The sequence below is a fragment of the Bradyrhizobium sp. CCGE-LA001 genome (genome assembly GCF_000296215.2).
In the GTDB taxonomy this organism is placed as follows: domain Bacteria; phylum Pseudomonadota; class Alphaproteobacteria; order Rhizobiales; family Xanthobacteraceae; genus Bradyrhizobium.
In genome coordinates this window covers 4,560,238-4,585,792 of sequence record NZ_CP013949.1, presented here as the reverse complement: position 1 = coordinate 4,585,792, position 25,555 = coordinate 4,560,238, and the positions used below count along the sequence as shown (strand labels likewise).

At 64.8% G+C, this 25,555-nt stretch carries 25 protein-coding genes; 13 read left to right on the top strand and 12 right to left on the bottom strand.

All coding sequences use genetic code 11. The annotated features are described in order from the left end of the window. Nucleotides 1–42 precede the first annotated feature (42 nt). The gene (locus BCCGELA001_RS21225) at nucleotides 43–513 is read left to right on the top strand and encodes a MarR family transcriptional regulator (RefSeq protein ID WP_060737761.1); all 471 of its coding nucleotides are present in this window, start codon (nucleotides 43–45) and stop codon (nucleotides 511–513) included. Here BCCGELA001_RS21225 and BCCGELA001_RS21220 read toward each other — a convergent pair. From BCCGELA001_RS21220 to BCCGELA001_RS21210, 3 genes are all read right to left on the bottom strand, one after another. Beyond that, the gene (locus tag BCCGELA001_RS21220) at nucleotides 488–1,738 is read right to left on the bottom strand and encodes an O-antigen ligase family protein (protein ID WP_060736236.1); all 1,251 of its coding nucleotides are present in this window, start codon (nucleotides 1,736–1,738) and stop codon (nucleotides 488–490) included. The genes BCCGELA001_RS21225 and BCCGELA001_RS21220 overlap by 26 nt on opposite strands. A gap of 153 nt (nucleotides 1,739–1,891) precedes the next feature. After that, nucleotides 1,892–3,442, bottom strand: coding sequence for an undecaprenyl-phosphate glucose phosphotransferase (locus BCCGELA001_RS21215; RefSeq protein WP_060736235.1), 1,551 nt, complete (start codon nucleotides 3,440–3,442; stop codon nucleotides 1,892–1,894). A gap of 117 nt (nucleotides 3,443–3,559) precedes the next feature. After that, entirely contained in the window at nucleotides 3,560–4,693 is a 1,134-nt protein-coding gene (locus tag BCCGELA001_RS21210; protein WP_008547955.1) for a glycosyltransferase family 4 protein, read from the bottom strand. Between the two features lie 200 nt (nucleotides 4,694–4,893). On the opposite strand from BCCGELA001_RS21210, the gene BCCGELA001_RS21205 reads away from it, so the two are divergent. After that, the gene (locus BCCGELA001_RS21205) at nucleotides 4,894–7,164 is read left to right on the top strand and encodes a GumC family protein (protein ID WP_060736234.1); all 2,271 of its coding nucleotides are present in this window, start codon (nucleotides 4,894–4,896) and stop codon (nucleotides 7,162–7,164) included. A 138-nt stretch (nucleotides 7,165–7,302) separates the two neighbouring features. Here BCCGELA001_RS21205 and BCCGELA001_RS21200 read toward each other — a convergent pair whose 3' ends face one another. Beyond that, nucleotides 7,303–8,484, bottom strand: a complete 1,182-nt coding sequence (locus BCCGELA001_RS21200; RefSeq protein WP_008547943.1) for a GNAT family N-acetyltransferase — start codon at nucleotides 8,482–8,484, stop codon at nucleotides 7,303–7,305. Between the two features lie 128 nt (nucleotides 8,485–8,612). Between BCCGELA001_RS21200 and BCCGELA001_RS21195 the strand changes: the two genes are divergently transcribed. Continuing rightward, nucleotides 8,613–9,662 (top strand): polysaccharide deacetylase family protein, encoded by a 1,050-nt coding sequence (locus BCCGELA001_RS21195; RefSeq protein ID WP_008547942.1) that lies wholly within the window; start codon nucleotides 8,613–8,615, stop codon nucleotides 9,660–9,662. Here the strand turns inward: BCCGELA001_RS21195 and BCCGELA001_RS21190 are convergent. Continuing rightward, on the bottom strand, nucleotides 9,646–9,867 hold the full coding sequence (locus tag BCCGELA001_RS21190) for a DUF2842 domain-containing protein (protein WP_008547941.1): 222 nt from the start codon (nucleotides 9,865–9,867) through the stop codon (nucleotides 9,646–9,648). The two genes, BCCGELA001_RS21195 and BCCGELA001_RS21190, sit on opposite strands and share 17 nt — an antisense overlap. Nucleotides 9,868–9,991: 124 nt before the next feature. Between BCCGELA001_RS21190 and BCCGELA001_RS21185 the strand changes: the two genes are divergently transcribed. Then, nucleotides 9,992–11,074, top strand: a complete 1,083-nt coding sequence (locus tag BCCGELA001_RS21185) for a COX15/CtaA family protein (protein WP_060736233.1) — start codon at nucleotides 9,992–9,994, stop codon at nucleotides 11,072–11,074. 23 nt (nucleotides 11,075–11,097) lie between these two features. On the opposite strand, the gene BCCGELA001_RS21180 is transcribed toward BCCGELA001_RS21185, so the two are convergent. From BCCGELA001_RS21180 to BCCGELA001_RS21165, 4 genes are all read right to left on the bottom strand, one after another. Continuing rightward, nucleotides 11,098–11,442: a hypothetical protein gene (locus tag BCCGELA001_RS21180; protein WP_008565585.1), complete on the bottom strand. Its 345-nt coding sequence runs from the start codon at nucleotides 11,440–11,442 to the stop codon at nucleotides 11,098–11,100. 187 nt (nucleotides 11,443–11,629) lie between these two features. Further along, on the bottom strand, nucleotides 11,630–12,910 hold the full coding sequence (locus BCCGELA001_RS21175) for an O-acetylhomoserine aminocarboxypropyltransferase (protein ID WP_060737760.1): 1,281 nt from the start codon (nucleotides 12,908–12,910) through the stop codon (nucleotides 11,630–11,632). Nucleotides 12,911–13,047: 137 nt separating this feature from the next. Beyond that, complete coding sequence (locus BCCGELA001_RS21170) at nucleotides 13,048–13,632, bottom strand: CoA-binding protein (RefSeq protein ID WP_008547939.1); 585 nt, start codon at nucleotides 13,630–13,632, stop codon at nucleotides 13,048–13,050. A 142-nt stretch (nucleotides 13,633–13,774) separates the two neighbouring features. Then, nucleotides 13,775–14,599 carry an enoyl-CoA hydratase gene (locus BCCGELA001_RS21165; protein ID WP_060736232.1) on the bottom strand — a complete coding sequence of 275 codons (825 nt, stop codon included), beginning with the start codon at nucleotides 14,597–14,599 and terminating at the stop codon, nucleotides 13,775–13,777. Between the two features lie 86 nt (nucleotides 14,600–14,685). On the opposite strand from BCCGELA001_RS21165, the gene BCCGELA001_RS21160 reads away from it, so the two are divergent. The 6 genes from BCCGELA001_RS21160 to BCCGELA001_RS21135 all read left to right on the top strand — a co-directional run bounded on the left by BCCGELA001_RS21160 (nucleotide 14,686) and on the right by BCCGELA001_RS21135 (nucleotide 18,358). Continuing rightward, nucleotides 14,686–15,114, top strand: a complete 429-nt coding sequence (locus BCCGELA001_RS21160) for a PaaI family thioesterase (protein ID WP_008547928.1) — start codon at nucleotides 14,686–14,688, stop codon at nucleotides 15,112–15,114. Between the two features lie 155 nt (nucleotides 15,115–15,269). Then, on the top strand, nucleotides 15,270–15,734 hold the full coding sequence (gene rplM, locus BCCGELA001_RS21155) for a 50S ribosomal protein L13 (protein ID WP_008137961.1): 465 nt from the start codon (nucleotides 15,270–15,272) through the stop codon (nucleotides 15,732–15,734). A gap of 1 nt (nucleotide 15,735) precedes the next feature. Next, nucleotides 15,736–16,215, top strand: coding sequence for a 30S ribosomal protein S9 (gene rpsI, locus BCCGELA001_RS21150; protein ID WP_008547917.1), 480 nt, complete (start codon nucleotides 15,736–15,738; stop codon nucleotides 16,213–16,215). A gap of 229 nt (nucleotides 16,216–16,444) precedes the next feature. Continuing rightward, nucleotides 16,445–17,665: a GGDEF domain-containing protein gene (locus BCCGELA001_RS21145; protein WP_008547906.1), complete on the top strand. Its 1,221-nt coding sequence runs from the start codon at nucleotides 16,445–16,447 to the stop codon at nucleotides 17,663–17,665. 57 nt (nucleotides 17,666–17,722) lie between these two features. After that, a complete protein-coding gene (locus BCCGELA001_RS21140) occupies nucleotides 17,723–17,959 on the top strand; it encodes a hypothetical protein (protein ID WP_008547896.1) in 237 nt (78 codons plus the stop codon). A gap of 102 nt (nucleotides 17,960–18,061) precedes the next feature. Beyond that, a complete protein-coding gene (locus BCCGELA001_RS21135) occupies nucleotides 18,062–18,358 on the top strand; it encodes an antibiotic biosynthesis monooxygenase family protein (protein WP_008547895.1) in 297 nt (98 codons plus the stop codon). 6 nt (nucleotides 18,359–18,364) lie between these two features. On the opposite strand, the gene BCCGELA001_RS21130 is transcribed toward BCCGELA001_RS21135, so the two are convergent. Next, nucleotides 18,365–19,516 carry an AI-2E family transporter gene (locus BCCGELA001_RS21130; RefSeq protein WP_060736231.1) on the bottom strand — a complete coding sequence of 384 codons (1,152 nt, stop codon included), beginning with the start codon at nucleotides 19,514–19,516 and terminating at the stop codon, nucleotides 18,365–18,367. A 101-nt stretch (nucleotides 19,517–19,617) separates the two neighbouring features. Between BCCGELA001_RS21130 and BCCGELA001_RS21125 the strand changes: the two genes are divergently transcribed. Together BCCGELA001_RS21125 and BCCGELA001_RS21120 are read left to right on the top strand one after the other, a co-directional pair. Further along, nucleotides 19,618–20,370 carry a hypothetical protein gene (locus BCCGELA001_RS21125; protein ID WP_236840723.1) on the top strand — a complete coding sequence of 251 codons (753 nt, stop codon included), beginning with the start codon at nucleotides 19,618–19,620 and terminating at the stop codon, nucleotides 20,368–20,370. A gap of 92 nt (nucleotides 20,371–20,462) precedes the next feature. Continuing rightward, on the top strand, nucleotides 20,463–21,236 hold the full coding sequence (locus BCCGELA001_RS21120) for a gamma-glutamyl-gamma-aminobutyrate hydrolase family protein (RefSeq protein ID WP_008547892.1): 774 nt from the start codon (nucleotides 20,463–20,465) through the stop codon (nucleotides 21,234–21,236). A gap of 536 nt (nucleotides 21,237–21,772) precedes the next feature. On the opposite strand, the gene glnA is transcribed toward BCCGELA001_RS21120, so the two are convergent. Together glnA and BCCGELA001_RS21110 are read right to left on the bottom strand one after the other, a co-directional pair. Further along, entirely contained in the window at nucleotides 21,773–23,182 is a 1,410-nt protein-coding gene (gene glnA, locus BCCGELA001_RS21115; RefSeq protein ID WP_060736229.1) for a type I glutamate--ammonia ligase, read from the bottom strand. A gap of 150 nt (nucleotides 23,183–23,332) precedes the next feature. Then, on the bottom strand, nucleotides 23,333–23,671 hold the full coding sequence (locus BCCGELA001_RS21110) for a P-II family nitrogen regulator (protein ID WP_008547883.1): 339 nt from the start codon (nucleotides 23,669–23,671) through the stop codon (nucleotides 23,333–23,335). Between the two features lie 380 nt (nucleotides 23,672–24,051). On the opposite strand from BCCGELA001_RS21110, the gene BCCGELA001_RS21105 reads away from it, so the two are divergent. Beyond that, nucleotides 24,052–25,551 (top strand): bifunctional ADP-dependent NAD(P)H-hydrate dehydratase/NAD(P)H-hydrate epimerase, encoded by a 1,500-nt coding sequence (locus BCCGELA001_RS21105; protein WP_060736228.1) that lies wholly within the window; start codon nucleotides 24,052–24,054, stop codon nucleotides 25,549–25,551. Nucleotides 25,552–25,555 lie beyond the last annotated feature (4 nt).

The following is a 25,555-nucleotide window of genomic DNA, read 5'->3' as shown; positions in this document are numbered from 1 at the left end:
ACGAAGGCGCGCGCGACGCTGTTGCAGGAGCTCGAGGAGGCGATGCGCAGGTCGTCCGCGCAGGGTGTGCTCTATGGCCAGACCGTTGCGAACGTTGCCGGAATTGCCAATTCCGACCTCGAATGCATGGACATTCTCTATCTCGAGGGACGCGTTACCGCTGGAAGGCTCGCCGAGGTCACGGGGCTCACGACGGGGGCCATCACCGGCGTCGTTGATCGGCTGGAAAAGGCCGGCCTGGTGCGCCGCGAGCGCGACGAGAAGGACCGTCGCAAGGTCTTCATCGCCGTCGTGCCCGATGCGATGGCAAAGCTCACCCAGTTCTACGTGCCGATGCAGCAAGCCATGGAGAAGGTTTGCAGCGGCTATTCGGACGAGGAGTTGCGCCTGCTGTTGCGTTTCGCCAATGAGGGCTACAAGGGCGTGCTGGCGGCGACCGAGGCGCTCAAGCGTCTGCTCGATACGCCGCCGGAGAAACGCCCCGATCTCAAGCTGAAGAAGCGTCCTCGCTAGTCCGGTGAATCTGCGCGGCCGCGATCATGCCCCACATCGCGCCGAGCATCATCCAGAAGTGCCGCCAGTGGTCGGTGTCGATCACGAAGCTCTCGCCGACGGTGCCGAGGAAGGCCGAGAACACGGCGAGGTAAGCTCGTTGCCAGGGCACGGGGATGAAGATGTGCCTGAAGCCCATGATGACGGTGGTGAAGACCAGCGCGGGATAGCACACGCCCGAGAGCCAGCCGCCGGACATGAAGGCGTTGAGGTAGGAGTTGTGGGTGTCCTCGGGGAAGAAGCGGTGGAATTGCAGCGGGCCGATGCCGAACGGCAGGTCGAGCGCCATCTCCGCACCGAGGATGTGCCGGCCGAACCGGCCGAAGCGGCCCTCGTCGTAGCTCTGATCGAAGCTCGCACGCTGCTTGAACATTTCGGCGGTGGCATCGAATGACAGCAGCACCGCGATCAGCGCGACGCCCAGCACCACTGCTACGATCGCCATGATGATGATGCGCGACCGCTGCGTGTTGGTGCGGCTGGTCAGCACCATCAGCGCCAGCATGAAGGCGGAGGTCAGCACCAGCCCGCCCCAGGCGGCGCGGGAGAAGGCGAGAAGGATCGCCAGCGACATGATGCCGAAGGCGACCACACTGCGGAACGCCTTGCCGAACTTGTCCGAGACCACGCTCTGGAGCGCGAACAGCGCCGGCAGGATCAGGAAGGCGCCGAGCACGTTGGGGTCCTTGAACGTGCCGCGCGCGCGGCCGTAGAGGGTCAGGAGGTCGCTTCCGCCGGGGACGAGATGGAAGTAGCCGGCGATCGCCAGGAGAGAAGCGATCATCGCGCCGACCAGGAGGCCTCGCCGCAGCATGTCGAGCCGGGCTGTCGTGTCCTCCGAGATGACCATCGCGAAGAACACCACTGTCACCGCCATGTACCAGGAGGTCGCGATCCAGCTCACGACCTCGGACTTATCGAACAGCGGAATCGCGCTGATCGTGTAGCCGACATTGAGCAGCACCAGCAGCAGCACCAGCGGCATCAGCACGAGCTTCAGCCGCAGGCCGGTGGCGAAGAAGACGACGGTGGCAAGCAGCGTCGCGATCTCGTAGGGGCTCGGCTCGATGAACACGATCGCGCCGGAGGCGCCGACCAGCCATACCAGCGCGCGCTGCAGCGCCAGCACGCCGGGCGCAGCCGGTGCGGCTACGTTCACTCCACCGGCTGTCGCCGCATACGTCATCGCACGCTCACGCTAGTCTTACGCCACAAACACAGCTGTCATCGCCCGGCTTGACCGGGCGATCCAGTACTCTGCGGCGCGCATTGGTGAAACGGCCGGCGCTGCGGCGTACTGGATGCCCCGCCTGCGCGGGGCATGACGGAGAAACTCAACTCAATACGCGTTCTCGTTCTTGGTCAGCAGCGAGACCGGCGTCTTCAGGAGAATGAAGAGGTCGAACAGCACCGACCAGTTCTCGATGTAATAGAGGTCGAACTCGACGCGCTTCTGGATCTTCTCTTCATTGTCGATCTCGCCGCGCCAGCCGTTGATCTGGGCCCAGCCGGTGATGCCGGGCTTGACGCGGTGGCGGGCGAAATAGCCGTCAACGGCCTCGTCGAACAGCCGGCTCTGGAGCTTGCCCTGCACCGCATGCGGACGCGGGCCGACCAGCGAGAGATTGCCTGAGAGGACTACGTTGAAGAGCTGCGGCAGCTCGTCCAGGCTGGTCTTGCGGATGAAGCGGCCGACGCGGGTGACGCGCGGATCGTTCTTGGTCACGACCTTGGCGGCGGTCGGATCGGCCTGATGGTGGTACATCGAGCGGAACTTGTAGACGTCGATGCGTTCGTTGTTGAAGCCGAAGCGCTTCTGGCGGAACAGCACCGGACCCGGGCTGTCGAGCTTCACTGCCAGCGCCACCAGCCCCATCACCGGCAGCGCGGCGAGCAGCGCGAGGCTGCCGACGACGCGGTCGAACAGCCATTTCATCACCAGATCCCAATCGGTAATCGGTGCCTCAAACACGTCCAGCGTCGGCACCTCGCCGAGATAGGAATAGGAGCGGGGGCGGAAGCGCAGCTTGTTGGTGTGCGCGGAGAGGCGAATGTCGACCGGCAGCACCCAGAGCTTCTTCAGCATCTCCAGGATGCGTGTCTCCGCCGAGATCGGCAGCGCGAACAGCACGAGATCGACGCGGGTGCGGCGGGCAAACTCGACGATGTCGTCGACCTTGCCCAGCTTGCGTGCGCCGGCGCAGGTGTCGAGCGCGCGGCTGTCGTTGCGGTCGTCGAACACGCCGAGCACGTGGATGTCGGAATCTTCCTGCGCCTTCAGCGCCTCGACCAGCAGCTCGCCGTTGCTGTCGGAACCGACGATGATGGTGCGGCGGTCGAGCCGGCCTTCGCGCGCCCAGCCGCGCACCAGCGAGCGCAGGACGAGACGCTCGGCCATCAGCGCGGCGAGGCCGAGGAAATAGAACGCGGCAAGCCATAGCCGCGACACTTCGCTGCCGAACTTGGCGAAGAACGAGATGCCGATAAACAGCAGGAAGACGAACGACCAGGACGAGATCATCCGCGTCATCTGCCGCAGCTGCCAGCGGAACATCTGCACCTGGTAGAGGTCGGCGGCCTGAAAGCAGACCACGGCGGCGATCGCGACGGCGACGACCTCGGCGGGATAGACCCAGCTGAAGGCGCCTGCGAGCGGCATGACATAGCCGAGATAAACCGCAATGCCGACGAGGCTGAGCAGCACGAAATCAGCGAGGCGCACCAAGCCGGCGATTACGATCGGCGAATAGGCGCGGGCCACCTTCTGGTTGACGACTTCGAGCGCTGCAGGCGATAGCCGGCGGCGGCGCTCGACAAAGGGTTGGTCGGCGGGCTTTGCCGTGCCGCTGGTCGCGGCATCGAGCATCGAGCGTGCGTTGAGCGGTTCCACGGGCGTCCACGTCCATTCCAAAGCCCGCGGCACGGCCTGACGCGCCCCGGGCAAGCATCCCCTGGCACGTCGATTATCGAACAAATCGGAAGATTCTCTAAAGCGCCTTAAGGATAGTTAATGATTGGCAAATGCGTCGCGGTAGCCGGCGATCACGCCGTCGACCATGGCGGATTGCGAGAAATGCGCGGAGATGCGCTCGCGCAAGGAGACGGCGCGTTGCGCTGTAGCCTCGGGATTGTCGAGTGCAGCCGCGATCGCCTCCGCCATGGCCTCGGGGTTGCTGGGTGCGAACAAAGCGGGGCTGTCGGAGCCGAAGATCTCGGGGATGCCGCCGATGCGGGACGCGATCATGGGAATGCCGGCGGCGCCCGCCTCGATCACGACATAGGGCATGGAATCGCCGCGCGAGGGAACGACCAGCAGCCGCCCCTGGGAGAAGCCGTAGCGCGCCTTGACGTGGCCGATGAAGCGGATCGCGCCGGACAGGCCGAGTCGCTCGACTTGCGCCTTCAGCGCCGCCGTTTCCTCGCCGTCGCCGCCGAGCGTCAACGTGACCTTCTTGCCGCCCTCGTGCAGGCGCGCCACGGCGTCGACCAGGAGATCGGCACCCTTGATGTGCCTGAACTCGCCGACATAAGCGAGATCGGTGGCATCGTCGGCGAGCACGACCGGCTCGAACTCCTCCGGCGTGACGCCGTTGAAGACGCAATGCACGACGCCCTTGGGCGTGCCGACGATGCGTTGATAGGTGTCGCGGGCAAACGCGCTTTCGAACAGGAACAGGTCGGTCGCATCCATCAGCGTGCGCTCGAGCCGCGCGTAGAATTCGCCCTTGAAGGTGTTGAGGGGATAATGCAGCGAGCCGCCATGCGGGGTGTAGATGCGGATGGTGTCGTCGGAGCGCCGCCGCATGCGGATGAAGGCACCCGCCTTGGCACCGTGGCCGTGCATGACGTCGGGCTTGAGTGCGGCGATCAGCCGCCGCATGCGGAGCCACACCATGACGTCGTCGGGCGAGGGTTCGCGGCGGATCGCGAGGCGGTGCACGCCGAGCTTCAGCCGCGGTGCGAGCTCGGCCAGCGCCTTGTCGGCGCGCTCGCCGCCGGTGAGGCTGTCGGCGAGGATGCCGACGTGATGGCCGCGATCGACCTGGCCATTGGCAACGTCGAGGATGTGGCGAAAGATTCCGCCGACGGGTGCGCGCACGGCGTGCAGGATTCGGAGCGGCCGGTCGGGAGAGGGGGGCATGATCAAAACCAGCGCTCGACGGCGAACACGAACAATCTTGCGAATAATCGAGACGGATTAAGGGGCCTCGTGGTTAACAAACGGTGACGAGCGCGTGCGCGCGGATGGCGGAACGGAGCGATTAACCCAGCGGCAACCTTAATGGAGTGTAATCGCCGCGGTTGAGGTAGAGTCGCAGCGTTGCCCTGCGGGAGTGTTCGATGCGTTTAGCGTTCTGGCGTGCCGGCAAGGACAAGGCTGTGATCGAGCGGGCCGTCTCGAAATCCAGGGCCGAAGCTGCGCCCAAGATCGACAGCAAGATCGAAACCAAGATCGAAGCGAAGCCCGTCGTCACGAAGCAGGCGCAAATCGAATCCGGCGACATCGACCTGCACGCGCTCGGCGGAGCATTGGCGCGCAAGCGCGGCTGGATCATCGTGCCGACGGTGCTGGTGCTCGTCACCTCGATTGCCATCGTGAACCTCGTCACGCCGCGCTACAAATCCGAAGCCCGTATCCTGATCGACGGCCGCGAGAACGTGTTCCTGCGCCCGAACAGCGACCGCGCCGAGGAGCGGCAGGCGCTCGACGCCGAGGCCGTCACCAGCCAGGTGCAGCTCGTGTTATCGCGCGATCTCGCGCGCGAGATCATCAAGAAGAACAAGCTTGCTGAGCGGCCCGAATTCGATCCCGTGCTGCAGGGCATCTCGCCGCTGAAATCGCTCGCGGCGATGATCGGCATCGGCCGCGATCCGTTCTCGATGACGCCGGAAGAGCGGGTGCTGGACGCCTATTACGAGCGCCTCCAGGCCTACGCCGTCGACAAGTCGCGCGTGATCGTGGTCGACTTCCAGTCCGCCGATCCCGAGCTTGCCGCGCGTGTCGCCAACTCGATCGCCGAGGGTTACCTCGTGCTCCAGCAGAGCGCGCGCCAGGAGCAAGCCAAGAACGCCAGCCAGTGGCTGGCCGGCGAGATCGAGGACCTGCGCAAGAAGGTCTCCGACGCCGAGGCGCGGGTCGAGGACTTCCGCTCCAAGTCCAGCCTGTTCGTCGGCACCAACAACACCACGCTGTCGAACCAGCAGATGGGCGAGATCAACACCCAGCTCAACAATGCGCGTTCGATCAAGGCCGACGCGGAATCCAAGGCGAAGCTGATCCGCGAAATGCTCCAGAGCGGCAAGCCGATCGAGGCGTCGGAAGTCGTGAACTCCGAGTTGATGCGGCGGCTGTCGGAGCAGCGGGTGACGCTGCGTGCCCAGCTTGCCGAGCAATCCTCCACGCTGCTCGGCAACCACCCGCGCATCAAGGAATTGAAGGCGCAGCTCGGCGATCTCGACAATCAGATCCGCGACGAAGCCGCCAAGATTTCGCGCACGCTCGAAAGCGACGCGCGCATCGCCAGCAGCCGGGTCGACGGTCTGACGACGAGCCTCGATCAGCTCAAGAAGCAGGCGGCCTCGACCAACGGGCAGGACGTGCAGCTCCGCGCGCTCGAGCGCGAGGCCAAGGCGCAGCGCGACCTGCTGGAGACTTATCTTGCCAAGTACCGCGAGGCCAATACCCGCGAGACCATCGACACCGCGCCGACCGACGGTCGCATCATCTCGCGCGCCATCGTCTCCAACACGCCGGCCTATCCGAAGAAGCTGCCGATCGTGCTGATCGCGACCATCGCGACGCTGTTGCTGTCGTCCGGCGTCGTCGTTACCGGTGAGCTGTTGCGCCAGACCGCGCCGCGCGCGATGGGAGCGGTCCTGCCGTCGCGGGCGCCGGTGCGCCGGGACGTGATGGTTGAGCCGGTGGTCGAACCGGTGGCCGCGCCGATAATTGATCCGGTGGTCGACAATCCCGGGCCGCTTCAGCCGGAGATAGCGCCAGAAGCCGACATCTCCGAATTCGCCGAGATCGAGCAGTTGGCCGGCAGCCTGCGCCGGGCAGGCGCGGGGGCAAAGAAGGTCACGGTGCTCGGCACGGCGGCCGGTGAATCCATCACGCTGTCGACGCTGACGCTCGCCAGGCATCTGGCGCGCGACGCGCGTGTCGTGGTGGTCGATCTCGCCGGGTCGTCGCCGACGATTGCCGCTGTCTCCGTCGATGCGTCCGCGCCGGGTCTTGCCGAGTTGATGCAGGGCGAGGCGACGTTCGCGCAGGTCATTACCCGGGACAAGCTGTCGCGGTTGCATCTTGTCATGGCCGGCCGTCCGGGCTTCGACCGCAGCCTGTTGCAATCGCCGCGCGTGACGCTCGCGATCGATGCGCTGCTCCGCGCCTACGACCACGTGCTCCTCGATGCCGGCAGCGCCTCCGATCTGCCGGCCGACCTGCTGACGGCGCATGCCCGCGCCGTCGTGGTGCCGGATGCAACGATGGCCCCGGATGCGCGCACGCAGATGTGCGAGCAGCTGAGAGCGGTCGGCTTCAGCGAGGTGACGATGCTGAACAAGCCGGTGCAGCCGACGGTGGAAGCTCCGCGCGTCGTGGCGGCGTAGGCTCTCTCCGCACACTCGGAATCGTAGGGTGGGCAAAGGCGTGTTTGCGTCGTGCCCACGACCTCTCCAATGCGGGAACGGAAGACGTGGGCACGCTTCGCTTTGCCCACCCTACGACCCGGTCATTGCGAAGAGGTCTTACCCGAACGTCTGCCGCAGCCGGCGGGCGAGATCGAACAGCATCTGGTTCTGCTTCACCATCCGCTTGCCGCGACTGAGCGATGACATCGCCATCGCCGCGAGCTTTCCGCGCGAGGTCAGGGGCACGAAGCTGTCGAAGATGTCCTCGTCGTCCTTGCAGAACATCCGCTTGTAATCGTCCGAGCCGATGCCGAGGTCGAGGGAGTGGTAGCCGCGCTCGGCGCAGCGGTCGATGATGTAGCGCATCAGGATCAGGCCCGGGCTGTAACGGGCATGCTCGGACATCGTGTAGGTGTTGAACATCATCGAGAAGCGCTGGCCGTCGGCGACGCCGGCGAAGATCGCGATCACGTCCTCGTCGCATTCGAGCGCGTGGATGTCGATCGCGCGGCCGTCGCCGCGCCGGGACAGGCAGGCGCTGCGGATGAATTGCTCGACGCCCGGCTCGGCGAACACGTTCGGCAGGTTCTGCTCCGCCATCCGCGCCGGCTTGACGCGGAAGAACCAGTCGAGCAGGCGCTCGATGTCCGCATCTGAGGTCGCGAGATTGTAGCGGTAGCCGGGCAGGGCCTGGAGCTTCTTCTCCTTGCTCTTGAGGCGGCGGCGGAAGGAATTGCTGATGCGCGATTCCAGCGGGCCGCCCGGCTCCATCGCCAGCAGCGGGCAGCCGTTGATCGAGCCCTGCCGCGGCAGCAGCGCAAACGGGTTCTGCTGGCCGCTCCAGCGCCTGGGCTGCTGCGTCAGCGAGAGCACGTCGACATGCGCGCGCAACGGCATCAGCAGTGCGTCGAGATCGTCGAGAACCGCCTCCGCCGCGAATTCGGCGTTCCAAAGGCCCATGTTGAAGGTCGTGTGCTTGCCGCCCATGAAGCTGGCGGTGCGCACGCCATGGCTCTGGCGCAGTGACAGCGGCAGCAGCAGGAGAGGCCCATGCTCGGCGTCGCGGGCGATCACGATGAAAGGGCGCGCCCCTTCGTGGGCACCGACTAGCTGTTGCCAGGGGGCGAGCAGATCGAAGCACTGGTAGGGCGTAAAGAGATGGCCAGTCTGCTCGAAGGCGCGCCAGGCCGCCTCGGCCTCGCCGAGATCCGTGACGATATCGACCTGAGCGATGCGGCTCGCCGTCGACCGCGCTGGCGCTTCTGCCGATCGGCTTTGCATCGCCGCAGCCATGGTCATTCGCGAAACCTGTCGAGAAATCAAAATAGACCGAGTTCGGCCTTGGGCCGACCTTTGCAAAGAAAGGTCAACAAAGGGTAATGACGACAGGAGAGGGAACGGGCGCCGGCGCGCGAAGGGCGGGGACCTTGGTATCCGACGAAAGATGGCTGGAGCGGCTGCGGCTTGAGCTGACCTGGTTCAGCGGCCAGGCGGCGCTGCGCAGCCGCGGTGCCGGTGCCATCCTGCGCTTTCAGCGCGTGCGGCCGCGGCGTCGTGGCGGGTTTCAGCCGCTGCGCGAGCACGAGATCACGCCGCAATTCCTCGACCGTGCCATTCGCGCGCTGCGGCGCTGGAGGTATGATTTCCTCGGCATGGACGAGGTCTGCCGCCGCGCCGTGACGCTGCCGGAGAAGCGGCGCTTCGTGGCGCTGACCTTTGATGGCGCGAGCAAGGATCTGATCGACTTCGCCTATCCGGTGCTGGCGCGCCACGGCGTGCCCTTCACGATCTATGTGCCCACCGCCTTTCCCGATGGCGTCGGCGAGGCCTGGTGGCTCGGGCTCGAACAGGTGATCGCGCTCGAGAGCCGCATCAGCCTGATGATGGGCGAGAAGGAGCAGCGTTCCACGGTTACCGATATTGCGGGGAAGCGGGCGCTGTTCTCCCATCTCGAAGGCTGGTTGCGCTCGCTGCCGCCGGCGGAGCTGTCGGCCGCGATCGCCGATCTCTGCACGCGTTACCGGATCGACCTCGCCGCACTTTCGCGCGAGGCGTCGATGAACTGGGAGGACCTCGCCAGGCTCGCTGCGGATCCGCTAGTGACGATCGGCAGCGCGACCGTGAATTATCCCGTTCTCGCCAATATGAAGGATACAGGCGCGCTGCGCGAGATGACGATGGGCAAGGTGGTTGCGGAATCCGCGTTCCATCGCGAGATCACGCATCTCGCCTTTCCGTTCGGCGACCGTGCCTCGTTCCGGCGCAGCCATGTCGTGATGGCCGAGGAGGCGGGCTTTGCCAGCGCGGTCTCAGCAATCCCCGGCATCGTGGAGGCGGAGGGCCGTACCAATCTGCGCGCGCTGCCGCGGATCTCCTGGGACGGAAGGGTGCGCTCGCTACGCATGCTGCGCGTGCTGGTGTCGGGTGTGGCCTTTGCTCCGGTGAAGCCGACCGGCAGCGCTACGAGCCAGACTTGACGCGGTCCGCTCGCTGCATCCAGCTCACGATCGGCATCGCCGGCAGCACCCAGCCCAGGCCCACCACCACGTAATAGATCGCCTGCCGCCAGCCGGACTCGGCGATCCACGGCATCTGCGCCGCCGCCATGCCGAGCAGGGACCAGACCGTTGCCAGCACCAGGAGCAGGATGGCGCCAAGGAACTTGCGGGTGCGGATCGTCATGGCGGAATATCGTGGCTTTCGCGTAACTTGCGCTGCGGGAGCGGGGGACTATAAGGGGCGCGCAGTCCGGTTCAAGCCTCCCTGGTTCAAGTCTCCCTGGTTTAAGGCCTGGTTTTTGCCCCCGATGACGACGATGTCCGCCTCATCCGAACCGCATCGCGCCGTGCGCGCGTGGCTGATCGCCGTCGCGGCGCTGATCGCGCTGATGGTGCTGGTCGGCGGTGCGACGCGGCTCACGGAATCCGGCCTCTCGATCGTCGAATGGAAGCCGGTCACGGGCAGCGTGCCGCCGCTCACCGAGGCGCAGTGGACCGAGGCGTTCGAGGCCTACAAGAAGATCCCGCAATATCGCGAGCTCAATGCAGGCATGAGCCTGTCCGAGTTCAAGGAGATATTCTGGTGGGAATGGAGCCACCGTCTGCTCGGCCGTTTCATCGGCGTCGCCTATCTCTTGCCGTTCCTGTTCTTCCTGTGGCGCGGCGGTCTGTCCGGTGAATTGAAGCGGCGGCTGTGGCTGCTGTTCGCGCTCGGCGGCCTGCAAGGCGCAGTCGGCTGGTGGATGGTCGCTTCGGGCCTGTCGGGACGCACCGAGGTGTCGCAATATCGGCTGGCGACGCATCTGATGCTCGCGCTTCTGATCTTCGCCGGCATCGTCTGGACGGTGCGGCGGCTCAAGGAGCGGCCGCAGATCGCAGCACAGGCGCGGCTGCGGTTCACGAGTGTGCTGCTTCTCGTCGCGACGTTCGTGCAGATCTATTTCGGCGCGCTGGTCGCGGGCCTGCGCGCCGGGCGCGCCTACAACACCTGGCCGCAGATCGACGGCGCGTTCATCCCGTCGGCCGAGCGGCTGTGGTTCGAGACGCCGTGGTGGCGCAATATGTTCGACAACGTGCTGACGGTGCAGTTCGAGCACCGCATGACCGCCTATCTGCTGTTCGCGCTGGCGGCGCTGCATGCGATCGACGCAGTGCGCGCGCGGGCAGGGACGGCTGCGAGCGGCGCGCTCTGGCTGTTTGGGGCGGTGAGCCTGCAGGCGGTGCTCGGCATCCTGACGCTGCTCAACCAGGTTCCAATTGGCCTCGCGCTCGCGCACCAGGCGGTCGCGATCGTGGTGCTCATGCTTTCCGTGATGCAGGTGGAGCGTCTGGTCTCGCGGCAATCGATGCAGGTGCAGCCGCGTGCGGTTCCGCTCGGTCAGGCCGGCTGATCCATCAGCTCCAGCTGATCAGATCAGCAATAGCCGTAAACGCCGCACGCGTAGGGCAGGCGCCAGAAATAATCGACCTGCTTCCCGCCGTAATACGCGCCCTGGTAATCGTAGCTCCAGGGGCGGCCGTAATAGCCCGGCAGCGTGTGCGAGCCGGGCAATAGCGGCGTGCCCGGCAAGTTGCGGATGTAGCTGCCGATGCCGTAGGCCGGCGAGATCAAGGCATCAGGGTCGGTTTCGACGTAAACCTTCGGTGCGTCCTGCGGCGGAACAGCGGCGCGCCGCTTCGGCGTGACCGGCAGATCGGCGGCCAGCGCGGACGAAACCGTCAGCATCACTGCCAGGGCAGGCATCATCCAGCGCAACATCGTCGGCTCCGAATCAAGGGGTGATCCAGCGACGATGTATGCGGCAGATATGGTTAACGACTGTTAACTGACGGCAGCCAAAAAGCCGCCGTCATTCCGGGGCGGTGCGAAGCACCGAGCCCAGGTGCGCAATTGCGCACCCGAGAATCTCGAGGTTCCGGGTTCGCTGTCGCGCCCCGGAACGACATTAAGCCCCCAGCGCCTGCTCCAGATCTGCGATCAAGTCTTCCTTGTCCTCGATGCCGACCGAGAGCCGCACCACGTCGGGGCCGGCGCCGGATTTGACCTTGGCGGCGTCGTCGAGCTGGCTGTGCGTGGTCGAGGCCGGATGGATCACAAGCGACCGGGTGTCGCCGACATTGGCCAGATGCGAGAACAGCTGCAATTTCGACACCAGGCTCACGCCGGCGTCGTAGCCACCCTTGAGGCTGAAGGTGAACACGGCACCCGCGCCCTTCGGCGCGTATTTGCGCGCGAGCTGGTTGTACTTGTCGCTCGCAAGGCCCGCATAGCTCACCGAGGCCACCGCCGGATGTCCGGCGAGGAATTCGGCGACCGCCTTGGCGTTGTCGCAGTGCTTCTGCATGCGCAGCGGCAGCGTCTCGATGCCGGTCAGGATCATGAAGGCGTTGAACGGCGACAGCGCCGGCCCGAGGTCGCGCAAGCCGAGCACACGGCAGGCGATCGCGAAGGCGAAATTGCCGAAGGTCTCCTGCAGGCGGATGCCGTGATATTCGGGCCGCGGCTCCGAGAGCATCGGATATTTTCCGCCGGTGGACCAATCAAAGGTCCCGGCATCGACGATGATGCCGCCGAGCGAATTGCCGTGACCGCCGAGGAACTTCGTCAGCGAGTGCACGACGATGTCGGCGCCGTGATCGATCGGGCGGATCAGATAGGGCGAGGCCAGCGTGTTGTCGACGATCAGCGGCACGCCTGCCTTGCGCGCCACCGTCGAGATCGCCTCGATGTCGGTGATGCTGCCGGCGGGATTGGCGATGGATTCGATGAAGATCGCCTTGGTGCGCGGCGTCACCGCGCGCTCGAAGCTCGCGATGTCATCGGGATCGGCCCACACCACGTTCCAGCCAAAGCTCTTGAACGCATGCGTGAACTGGTTGATCGAGCCGCCATAGAGCTTTCGCGCGGCAATGAACTCGTCGCCGGGTTGGAGCAGTTGCTGCAGGATCACGACCTGCGCGGCGTGGCCCGAGGCCACCGCAAGCGCCGCCGTGCCGCCTTCGAGCGCGGCGACGCGCTCCTCCAGCACCGCGTTGGTGGGATTGCCGATGCGGGTGTAGATGTTGCCGAACGCCTGCAGGCCGAACAACGAGGCGGCGTGGTCGGCGTCGTTGAAGACGAAAGACGTCGTTTGATAGATCGGAGTTGCGCGCGCGCCGGTGGTGGGGTCGGGCTGTGCACCGGCATGCACGGCAAGCGTTGAAAATCCCGGAAGGCGATCGCTCATTGAGGCGTCCTGTTCTTGTGGTCTGAAATCGCGCGGCATGCTGATCGGCGCAGCGTCCGCCGTCAAGCCGCCGCTTACATCGAAACGATCGTGCTACGCATTGTCGCGTTCGCGATATGAATCCTTCGCGGGCCGCGTCAGCTTTGCTCGGTCTTGTTTTTGGCGGCGCGATCGGAAGCCGCGGTGTTGCCGCCGCCGACACTCATCCGATTGAGGGAGAGACGCATGCCTTGTGTCGGCGCCGGTGCCCGCTTGGAGCTGAGCGTGCGCGAATTCACGCCCATCCAGGAGATCTCGGACGACAAGCGGCCATATTCGATCTTGGGGCAGCGGTTCATCACCACCTTGATACCGACCGATTCCGCCTTCGCGGCCGCCGCGTCGTCACGTGCGCCAAGTTGCATCCAGATCACTTTCGGCAGCGGGTCGAGCGTCAACGCTTCCTCGACCACCGGCATGATGTGGCTGGAGTTGCGGAAGATGTCGATCATGTCGATGGGGCGGCCGATGTCGGACAGCGAGGCGACGAAGGGCTTTCCGAGCAGCTCCTTGCCGACATGGCCGGGATTGATCGGGATCATGTCGTAACCGCGCTGCGCGAGATATTTGAACGCAAAATAGCTCGGCCGCACGTTGACCGGCGAGGCGCCGACCATCGCGATCGACTTCACGCTGTTGAGGATGCCGCGGATGTAATTGTCGGGATAGGAGTCGTGGTTCATTGGCTCATCTTCTTGCTGTCATTGCGAGGAGCGAAGCGACGAAGCAATCCAGTCTGCTTTCGCGGAGGGATTTCTGGATTGCTTCGCGGAGCTTGTCATCGGGCCGCGCTTCGCGCGGACCCGTTGGCTCGCAATCACGATTCTACTCGTCGCGCCATGTCGGCGTGCGCTTCTCGATGAACGCGCCGATGCCTTCCTCGGCGTCGCGCGCCATCATGTTCTCGGTCATCACCTCTGCCGCATAGCGGTAGGCCTCCGCAAGGCTCATCTCGGCCTGGCGGTAGAACGCTTCCTTGCCGAGCTTGACCGTGTAGGCGGATTTCAACGCGACTTTTTCCGCCAGCGCGATCGCCGCGTCGCGCTCGGTCCCGGCAGGGACGACGCGATTGACGAGCCCGATCTCGCGGGCGCGCTCCGCAGGGATCGGCTCGCCCGTCAGCAGCATCTCCATCGCCTGCTTGCGCGGCACGTTGCGCGACAGCGCCACCATCGGAGTCGAGCAGAACAGGCCGATGTCGACGCCGGGCGTGGCAAAGCTCGCCGCCTCCGAGGCGATGGCGAGATCGCAGCTGGCCACGAGCTGACAGCCGGCCGCGGTCGCGATGCCCTGGACGGAGGCGACCACGGGTTTCGGCAGGTGCACGATCGCCTGCATCATCGCGCTGCAGGCGTTCATCATCTGTGCGAAGAACGCGCGGCCGCGATCGGGGTCGGCGCGGCGCGCGGTCAGTTCCTTCATGTCGTGGCCTGCCGAGAAGGCGGGACCGTTGGCGGCGATCACGACGCCGCGGACCGCCTTGTCGTTCCTGATCGCGTCGAGCTCGGCATGCAGGCTCGCGATCATGGCTTCCGAGAGGCTGTTGCGCGCGGCCGGGCGATTGAGGGTCAGCACCGCGATCGAGCCTATTGTCTCGCGCAGCAGGATCGGCGGTTGCGGGGAGGGGGCGCGGGCGGCCTGGGCGGACATCGAAGCGTTTCCGTTTGGATTATTGCATTTGGATTACGCAGATAACTTAATGTAACAGGGACCGTGAAGCGAGGGTGAGGAGTAGCATGGCGTCAGCGAAAATGAGCGTGGCGGAGCTCGAACAGTTTCTGCGCCACGAGTTTCCCCAGGCCTTCAGTGGCGATGACATCACGATCGAAAGCGCCGACGGCCAGACCTGCCTCTTGCGACAGCGTTATAGCGAAAGAATGCTGCGACCGGGCGGAACCGTGTCCGGCCCGACGCTGATGGCACTAGCCGATTTCGCGATGTACGTGGTCCTGTTGTCGGCCATCGGGCCGATCGGGCTCGCGGTCACCACCAATCTGAACATCAATTTCCTGCGCAAAGGCCAGCCCGGGCAGGATGTGCTGGCGGAGGCCCGGCTGCTCAAGCTCGGCAAGCGCCTGGCGGTCGGGGAGGTGAAGCTGTTGTCAGGCTCTTCGCCCGATCCGATCGCGCATGTCACCTCGACCTATTCCATTCCAAATATTTGATGTTTTTGCGGGTATCTTGATACCATAATTTTAAGCCATTGATATTGCTTCTGGAATTTACCCCTTCGGGCATTGACCGTTGCGCCTCTCTTCTCTAGAACCCGCGCAGTCCGGTGCGGTGTTCGCGCCGATGTCTCCCTCACGGAAATTCTGACATGAAAACCTTTTCGGCAAAGCCGGCCGAGGTGACGAAGAAGTGGGTGCTGATCGACGCCAAGGGTCTGGTCGTCGGCCGTCTCGCCACCATCGTCGCCATGCGGCTCCGCGGCAAGCACCTCCCGACCTACACCCCGCACGTCGATTGCGGCGACAACGTCATCATCATCAACGCGCAGCATGCGGTCCTCACCGGTCGCAAGCGCGAGCAGAAGACCTATTACAAGCACACCGGCTATGTCGGCCACGTCAAGGAGCGCACCGCGCGCCAGATCCTCGAGGGCAAGCATCCCGAGCGCGTGCTCGAGAAGGCCGTCGAGCGCATGATCCCGCGCGGTCCGCTCGGTCGCGTGCAGATGGGCAACCTCCGTGTCTATGGCGGCGCCGATCACCCGCACGAGGCTCAGACGCCCGAGAAGATCGACATCGCCAAGTTGAACCGCAAGAACACGAGGGCCGCATAACATGGCCGAATCCATCCAGTCGCTCGACCAGCTCTCGCAGCTCAAGACGGCGGCCGCGCCCGACGCGCCCAAGCACGAGAAGAAGGTCGACAAATTCAACCGCGCCTATGCCACCGGCAAGCGCAAGGACGCGGTCGCCCGCGTGTGGATCAAGCCCGGAGCCGGCAAGGTCACCGTCAACTCGCGCGAGGTCGAGGTCTATTTCGCCCGTCCCGTGCTGCGCATGATGATCGAGCAGCCGTTCTCCGTGGCCGCCCGTTCGGGCCAGTACGACGTGATCTGCACCGTCGCCGGCGGCGGTCTGTCTGGTCAGGCCGGTGCTGTCCGTCACGGCATCTCCAAGGCGCTCACCTATTTCGAGCCGGAGCTGCGCAGCGTGCTCAAGAAGGGCGGCTTCCTCACCCGCGACTCGCGCGTGGTCGAGCGCAAGAAATACGGCAAGGCCAAGGCCCGCCGGTCCTTCCAGTTCTCGAAGCGTTAATCGCTTTCGTCGCATTCGCCGCGAAAGCGGCTTCAATGAGATGCAAAAGGGCGCTGTTTTCAGCGCCCTTTTTGCTGTTCGTTTGTATGCAAATTGATGGCGTGTTTCAGGAAAACTTGGGGCCGCGCGAAAACCTGAATGGAACCCGCGGGACATAGCGTCGCATTCGGAAGGGCGCGCAAGTCGGCTGGGCCGATCGCGTAACTGCTATGTTTTAGAGGGGGCCGACATGATGTCGCTCGATAGCATCACGCTCTATTTGGTCGCCACCATGGTTGCCGCGCTGCTCGGCGCCATGATGGTGTTCTTCGGCCGGCAGGAGAACAGTCCTGCGCTGAAATGGTGGGGCACTGCCTATCTCCTGGGTGCCGCATCCGTCGCGCTATGGACTGCCGCCGGCGACAAGCTCGGACCGCATTTCTACCTGGCATTAAACGCCGTCGGCTTCGTCGCTTGCGGCATGGTGTGGAACGCGGCGCGCGTCTTCCACGGCCGCAAGCCGAACTGGCCCGGCCTCGTGCTCGGTGCGATCGCCTGGGTCGCCGCCGTCACGCTGCTCGACCCCGCAGCATCCATGCTGCGCATGATCGTCGGCGCCGGCATCGTCTCGGTCTATGCGGCACTGACCGCCAGCGAGCTCTGGACCGAGCGGCGCAAAAGCGTGCAGCGACGCTGGCCGGCCTTGGTGATGCCGGTGATGCACGGCTGCGTGCTGATGCTGCCGATCGTGATCGGCAGCTTCCTGCGCCCGCACGATGCCGGCTTCTCGTCGAGCATCTGGGTCACGGTGTTCGCGGTCGAGCTCATCCTCTATGCCGTCGGCACCGTGTTCGTGATCTTCATGCTGGTGTCCGAGCGCACGGTGACCGCGCACCGCACAGCCGCATCGACCGACCCGCTGACCGGCATGCTCAACCGCCGAGGTTTCTCCGAAGCCTGCTCGCGCGTGATCGAGCGCGAGGCGAAGGCCGGGCGGCCCGTCACCGTCATGATCTTCGACATCGACCACTTCAAGTCGATCAACGACCGGTTCGGTCATCCCGCCGGCGACGAGATGCTGAAGCTGTTCTCCACGGTCGTCGTCAACAACCTCCGCATCACTGATCTGTCGGGCCGTATCGGCGGCGAGGAATTCGCCGCGCTGCTACCGTGTTCGCTGGAGGAGGGCGTGCTGGTCGCCGAGCGAGTGCGCGAGGCATTCGAGACGTCAGGCGTCGTGGTCGATGAGGGCCCGGTTGACACCACCGTCAGCATCGGCGTCGCCGGCGGACCGGCCGGCACGGAGCTCGAGGTGCTGTTGGCGTCCGCCGACACCGCGCTCTACCAGGCCAAGCGGGGCGGCCGTAACCGCGTCGAGGCGGCGGAGGAGCTGCCGCTGTCGCTGGAGAACTGGCGCCGCCAAACTGCCGCGCGGCCCGGTGCGCCGCAGGTGCGTCCCGCGACGGCATGAGGCAAGGCGGCATTGCGGTAATCTTCTGTTTACCATTCGATCCCTACCTTCACGGTCATGGAATCGATCCCTCGACACGACCCGCAAGCCGCCCTGATGTCACTCGAAGCCGCAGCTAGCTCGGCACGCGGCGGTTTCGCCTGCTTGTTCTCGACCGCGGACGAATACGAGACGGCGCTGATCACGGAGCGTCGCGCCCAGGGACATTACACGCAGGGCCGCAGCTATTGGCCGTTCGTGATGTTCGTCGGCTGCGTGTTGATCGTGGCGGGCACCGTTCTGCTGCTCGCCTGAGTGATCTGCGTTTTTCGGCCGGGCAGGGTGCCGTTTCGGCGCCTTCTTCTTTTGCGCCGGCTGCGGTAGATACGCCCATCGAACAAGAATGGGTGGAAACCGATGATCACCGAGATCGCGCAAATCGACGTCAAGCCGGGCAGCGAGAAGGACTTTGAGGCCGCCGTTGCCAAGGCCAAGGCCGCCTTCGGCCGAGCCAAGGGTTTTCACGGCTTCGAGCTGCACAAATCGATCGAGAAGCCGCAGCGATACCGGCTGATGGTGAAGTGGGCGACGCTGGAAAACCACACCGTCGATTTCCGCGGTTCCGAGAACTTCACAGAATGGCGCGGCCTCGTCGGCCAGTATTTTGCCGCGCCGCCGGAGGTCGAGCACACCGAGACCGTGCTGACGAGCTGAGCTGATTCATGCCGCTTCTGCCAGAGGCGACGCCTCATACGTCTTGAAGTGGTCGATGATGACCTTGGCGATGGCGACCAGAGGCAGCGCCAGCGCAAGGCCCCAGATGCCGAACACGACGCCGAGCAGGATCTGGAACGCGAACAGCGTGGCCGGCGGTATGTCCAGCGCCTGGCGCTGCAGGATCGGCGTCAGCACGTAGCTCTCCATGGCGTGGACGCCCATGAAGAGGAGAAACGCCGACAGCGCCGCGATCCAGCCCGAAGCAAGGCTCGCAAGCACCACGATGACGCCGGCGATGATGGCGCCGACGGTCGGGATGAAGGCGAGCAGGCCGGCCTGGATCCCCAGGATGAACGCGCCGGGGATGCCGATGATGGCGAGGCCGATCCAGGTCACGGCGCCGACCGCCAGCATGACCGTGATCTGCGCGATCAACCAACGCTCCAGCGTCTCGCTGATACGATCGATGATGAGCCTGACGCGGGTGCGATGTCTGACCGGCGCCAGGAACAACAGGCCGTCATGATAGACGCTGGGCTGGGCGGCGAAGGCGAGCCCCAGGAACAGCACGATGAATATGTTTCCGACACCATGGATGGTGCCGAGCAGCAGCTTGAAAGTCTGGCTCACGATCGCACCGCCGCTGGAGGCGAGGGCGCCTGCGCTAGGCAGCGCGCCGCGCGAGGACGCCGCTGGTGCGGGCGTCGGGGCTGCCGGCGTATCGATGGATGATTCAGGCGCGGCATTGCCGAGATCGAAGAAGCTGGTGTCGATGCCGTGGTTCTCGAGGAAGCCGCGGACATTGGTGATCTGCGATTTGATGGTCTTGCTCAGCAGCGAAGCCTGCTCGGCGATGGTGGCGCCGCCGAGATAGCCAACGCCGGCAAGCATCAGGGCAAGGGCGGTGCAGACGATCGCGAGGCGGACCGGATGCGGCAGGGGCACGCGGCGGCCCAGCGCGCCCGTCAGCGCGTTGAGGCCGACACCGAGCAGCATGCCGGTGAAGATCAGCAGCAGGGTGGGAGCAAAATACCAGCTGAACAGCAGCATGGCCGTGAACAGCACGATACCGATGCCTCCGACCGAGATCGCCCAGGCCTGATCGCGAGCGAGGTCGGCACGGGAACGGGGCCGTTCATCTGCGGGAAAGGTCACATCGTATCCTGTCTTTGGTAGCTGCAATCCGGGCACTCTTTCGACAAACGCGCTTCCGATCAAGAGCGGCAACGCGCCGGTTTGACGCTGCCGCGCGAACGGTGCAGAGCGGTGCGAAAGAAGAAAGTGGGGGGCAATTGAGTTTCATCAGCAAGTGGGCCGGTCTGCTCGGGCTTCTGGCCTTGCTCGTCGGCGGCGACCAGATCCGGATCAACCGGCCGGACCACAAATACCGCCTGACGGTCGAGGTGACGACGCCTGACGGGATCAAGACCGGGTCGGGCATTCTCGCCGTCGTGCCCGATCGCAACTACAACCGCAGCGGCCGCACCACGATGCGCGGGGAGGCTGTGTTCGTCGACCTCAGCCAAGACCGAGACAAAGGCAAGAACCTCGTCGCATTGCTGGCGCACCAGCAGGGCGCCAAGCTCGACCTCGACGACATCAACTATGTCGCGCTGCGCGCCTATGGCGCCGCCCGCGGCAGCCGCGTGTCGTTCAAGGACATGAGCCGGCAGGCGGGCATTGTCCCGGTGCAGGGCGAGCTCATCCCGGTGCTCGTCAGCTTTGGCGATCTCAAGGACCCCAACAGCGCGCGCCTTGTCGCGGCCGACCATGCAGGGGCGATCCTGGGCGACGGCTACGCGATCCGCGGCCTCACCGCCGAGGCGGTGCCCAACGGGTTCTGGCCGATCGATTTCGGCGGCGCGCTCGGTGAGCCGGTCACGCGTGGGATCGAAGCGAGATTGCCCTGGCTGGCCGTGCCGGGCGAGGCAGCGGCAACCGCGCTGAAAGCCGCCGGCCTGCCCCTCGAAGGCGGGGTGGAGGCCCGGGAGGCATTTGCGCGAAAATAGCATTGCCGTCCCGCGCTTGCTTCTGTTGAATTTGTTCCATCCCAGGGGCATGTTTGGAGAATCTTCTCACCGCAGGAGGCGCGGAACGACAGATGAGAAAGCCGGTCGTCGGCGTGATCGGGAATGCCCATCGCGTCGAAAATCGATTTCAGGTCCAGATGGTCGGCGAGCGAAACCTGCGCGCCGTGGCCGAGGTCTCCGGCGGCTTGCCGGTGATGTTTGCGGGCTCCCCTGACATCACCGATATCGGGGCGCTGCTCGATACCGTCGACGGCATTATCCTCACTGGCGCCCGCGCCAACGTGCATCCGACCCGTTTCAACGTCGATCCTTGCGAGAAGCACGAGCCCTACGATATCCACCGCGACGAGGTCGCGCTGGCGCTCTCGATGGCCTGCGTCGCCCGCGGCATCCCGCTGTTCGGCATCTGCCGCGGCCTTCAGGAGATGAACGTTGCCTTCGGCGGCTCGCTGCATCCCGAGATCCGCGAAATCCCCGGCCGCATCAACCATCGCATGCCCCGGCTGGAGAACGGCGAGATCCATCCCGATCCGACTGTGGTGTTCGCCGACCGCCACGATGTCGACCTGACCCCGGGCGGCGCGTTCGCGCAACTGCTCGGCTGCCAGAGGATCCGGGTCAATTCGCTGCATGGCCAGGGCATCCTGGAGCCCGGCAAGCGCGTGCTGATCGAAGGCATCGCCGAGGACGGCACCATCGAAGCGATCCGCATCGCGGAAGCTCCGACCTTCGCGCTCGGCGTGCAATGGCACGCGGAGTACGACCCGCAGCACAATCCCATCAACCGCAAGCTGTTCGAAGCCTTCGGCGAGGCGCTGGTCGCGCGGCAGAAGGCGGCGGCGTAGGGCACGTTCGTGTGCCGGACACGCAGCGGCGTTCTTGCGCTGATGCGCAGAGACGGGACCTGTACACCGCCGCCACATGGGCCCCGGCTCTGCAGCGCACCGTCGAAGAGACGCTGCGCTGCGTCCGGGGCACAAGAGAAGGCTAAGGCGCTCTCTCCCTATCGTCCTTGCGAGCGCAGCGAAGCAATCCTTCCCTCCGCAGAAGGACTCAAGCTTGCTTTCGCCTCGCTAATGGCTTCGGCGGACATGTGACTCCGTGTTGGACCGGCCGCATTCGTCGTTTCGCCCAATGTCCATATTTCGAGCCGAGTAAACCAATCAGTAGGAATTGCTCCGCCTCGAATTTTGCGGCTCTGATTTGTTCTTTGAGAACGAAGTGGAGTCAGATGCAGAACGAAAGCTGACGGCTGCGCGAGCCCATTCTGTCGATTGCGTTTGAATCGTCGACGCGCAGAGCGATCGAATTCATCGCTGGCAAAATGAAAAGGCGCTTCCATCGGAAGCGCCTTTTGCTTGTTGCAGAAAGTTCGAACCGCTTAGTTCGAATAGTACATCTCGAACTCGACCGGGTGCGGGGTCATCTCGAAGCGGGCGACTTCGGTCATCTTCAGCTCGATATAGGCATCGATGAAGTCGTCGTCGAACACGCCGCCGGCCTTGAGGAAGCCGCGGTCCTTGTCGAGGTTTTCGAGCGCCTCGCGCAGTGAACCGCACACCGTCGGGATCTGCTTCAGCTCTTCCTTCGGCAGATCGTAGAGGTCCTTGTCCATCGCCGGACCCGGATCGATCTTGTTCTTGATGCCGTCGAGGCCGGCCATCAGCATCGCGGCAAAGCCGAGATAGGGGTTGGCCATCGGATCGGGGAAGCGCACCTCGACGCGCTTTGCCTTCGGCGAAGCGGTGTAGGGGATGCGGCAGGAGGCCGAGCGGTTGCGCGCGGAATAGGCGAGCAGCACGGGGGCCTCATAGCCCGGGACCAGACGCTTGTAGGAGTTGGTCGACGGGTTGGTGAAGGCGTTGATCGCCTTGGCATGCTTGATGATGCCGCCGATGTAGTGGAGGCAGGTCTCGGAGAGGTCGGCATATTTGTTGCCGGCGAACACCGGCTTGCCGTCCTTCCAGATCGACTGGTGCACATGCATGCCCGAGCCGTTGTCGCCATAGATCGGCTTCGGCATGAAGGTCGCGGTCTTGCCGTAGATGTGCGCGACCTGATGGATGCAGTACTTGTAGATCTGCATGTGGTCGGCCATCAGCGTCAGCGTGTCGAACTTCATGCCGAGCTCGTGCTGGGCGGAAGCGACCTCGTGGTGATGCTTCTCGACCTTGACGCCCATCTTGGCCATGGCGCCGAGCATTTCCGAGCGCATGTCCTGCACCGAGTCCTGCGGCGGGACGGGGAAGTAGCCGCCCTTGGTGCGGATGCGGTGGCCGAGATTGCCGCCTTCATATTCGGTGTCGGAGTTGGTCGGCAGCTCCGATGAGTCGAGGCGGAAGCCGGTCTTGTAGGGGTCGGCCGAATAGCGCACGTCGTCGAACACGAAGAACTCGGCTTCCGGGCCGACGAACACGCTGTCGCCCACGCCCATCGACTTCACCATGGCTTCCGCCTTCTTGGCGATGCCGCGGGGGTCGCGGTTGTAGGGCTCGCCGGTGGTGGGCTCGAGCACGTCGCAGGTGATGACCATCGTGGTCTCGGCGAAGAACGGATCGATCGTCGCGGTCACCGGATCGGGCATCAGGCACATGTCGGACTCGTTGATCGCCTTCCACCCGGCAATCGAGGAACCGTCGAACATCGTCCCTTCGGCGAAAATGTCCTCATCGATCATGCTGACGTCGAACGTGACGTGCTGCCACTTGCCGCGCGGATCGGTGAAGCGCAGGTCGACGTATTTGACGTCGTTGTCCTTGATCGATTTCAGGACGTCTTTGGCGGTCTTCATGCATACCCCTTTTGGCTCTGCGGGTCGGTTTCCAGATGAGCAGATTCGTTCTCGCTTTCGGCGAGTTGGCGCAACCGCACAAACGAAATCAGGCCGCCGAAGCAGCCTTTTTTCTTTCAGAGTGTCGCAAAATGCGGGATAGCACCCGGCTCAGATAGCGTCCAGCCCGGATTCGCCGGTTCGGATGCGGATCGCCTCTTCGACGTTGGAGACGAAGATCTTGCCGTCGCCGATGCGTCCGGTCTGCGCGGCGCGGCGGATCGCGTCGATGGCACGCTCGACCAGATCGTCGCCGATCACGATCTCGATCTTCACCTTGGGCAGGAAGTCGACGATGTATTCTGCGCCGCGGTAGAGCTCGGCGTGACCCTTCTGCCGTCCGAAGCCCTTGGCTTCGGTGACGGTGATGCCCTGAAGGCCGACCTCCTGAAGCGCTTCCTTCACCTCGTCGAGCTTGAATGGCTTGATGATGGCTTCGATTTTTTTCACTGCGCGCCTCCCGGCCTTTCGATCAAATAGCAACGTCTTCGTCAGGATGCGCCTTCTTGAACGCACGATCTTGTCTTCGCTATACCGGGATGCCTGACCAGCCCGGCCGCGGCCGGCCACACCCTGATACACGCCAGTGAGCACGACGAACCGAAGCGGCTTCCTCGAAAGCAGGGTCTATGCCAAGTTGCAAATGCCCTGATTATTGGAGCGTTATCAGCCTTTTAACGAGCATCTCTGATAGGTGGCGCCGACCGATACAAAATACCGAAGACTACGAAATAGGCAAACGGTTCAATATGTGTGCAGAACGGTGTTTCCCGGGGGTGGGACGGCACGGATCGTGCCTGTTGTAAAGGCGTTTGGACCAGGGAAGTGGCATGGAAGTTCTGACCACCGCTGAAATGCAGCGCGCCGATCAGCTCAGTATCGCGGCAGGCACGCCCGGCTTCAAGCTGATGCTCAGCGCCGGCCAGGCCGTCGCCGAGGCCGCCCATGTGCTGGTGGAGGAGGGGCCGATCCTGATCGTGGCGGGCCCCGGCAACAATGGCGGCGATGGTTTCGTCGCGGCCGCCGAGCTCGCCGCCCAGGGGCGCGAGGTTTCGGTGATCCTGATGTGCGAGCGCGACCAGCTCCAGGGCGATGCCGCATCAGCCGCGCGCGGCTGGAAGCAACCGGTGCTGCCGTTCAATCCGCAGGCGATCGGACGGCCCGCGCTGATCATCGACGCGCTGTTCGGCGCGGGCCTCAGCCGTCCCGTCGATGGCGAGGCGCGCGCGATGATCGAGGCGATCAACGCCAACGGCGCGCCGGTTTTGGCCGTCGACCTGCCGAGCGGCATCAACGGCACCAGCGCCGCTGTCATGGGAGTTGCGGTGGACGCCGCCGAGACCGTCACCTTCTTCCGCAAGAAGCCGGCGCATCTGTTGCTGCCCGGCCGCATGCATTGCGGCCGCGTGCGCGTTGCCGACATCGGCATCGACGCCAGCGTGCTGGACGAGATTGCGCCGCAGCTCTTCGAGAACGATCCGGACTTCTGGGGCGCCACCTTTCCGGTGCCGCGCATCGACGGCCACAAATTTTCGCGCGGTCATGTGCTGGCCGTCTCCGGCGATGCAGCCGCGACTGGCGCTGCGCGGCTCGCCGCGCGCGGGGCGCTGCGGGCCGGGGCGGGCCTGGTGACGCTGGCGAGCCCGCGCGATGCACTCGCAATCAATGCGGGCGCGCTGACCGCGGTGATGGTCCGCGCCGTCGACACTGCGGTCGAGTTCGGCGAGCTGCTCGGCGACAAGCGCTACAACACCTGCATCATCGGTCCCGGCGCGGGGGTGGGCGAGCGGACTTGCGACTTCGTCCATACCGCGCTGACCGCGCGGCGGCACGTGGTGCTGGATGCGGATGCGCTGACGAGCTTTGCGGCCAAGCCCGAGCGGCTGTTCGAATCGATCAAGTCCTCGCACGACCATGCGGTGGTGCTGACCCCGCACGAGGGCGAGTTTCCGCGCCTGTTCTCGGACCTCAGCAACAAATATCCGGGCCGCTCGAAGCTCGAGCGCGTGCGCGCCGCCGCCGAGCGCTCTGGTGCCGTCGTGCTGCTGAAGGGGCCGGATACCACCATCGCCGCCCCCGATGGCCGCGCCACCATCGCCGCCAACGCGCCGCCCTGGCTTGCGACCGCCGGCGCCGGCGACGTGCTCTCCGGCATCATCGCTGGGCTGCTGGCTCAGGGCGTACCGGCCTTCGACGCCGCCAGCATCGGCGTGTGGATGCACGGCGAGTCGGCAAGTGAAGCGGGGCCGGGTCTGATTGCCGAAGACCTCACCGAGACGCTGCCGGCCGTGCACCGGCGGATCTATGACGCGCTTGGGGTGGAGTACTGAGAGC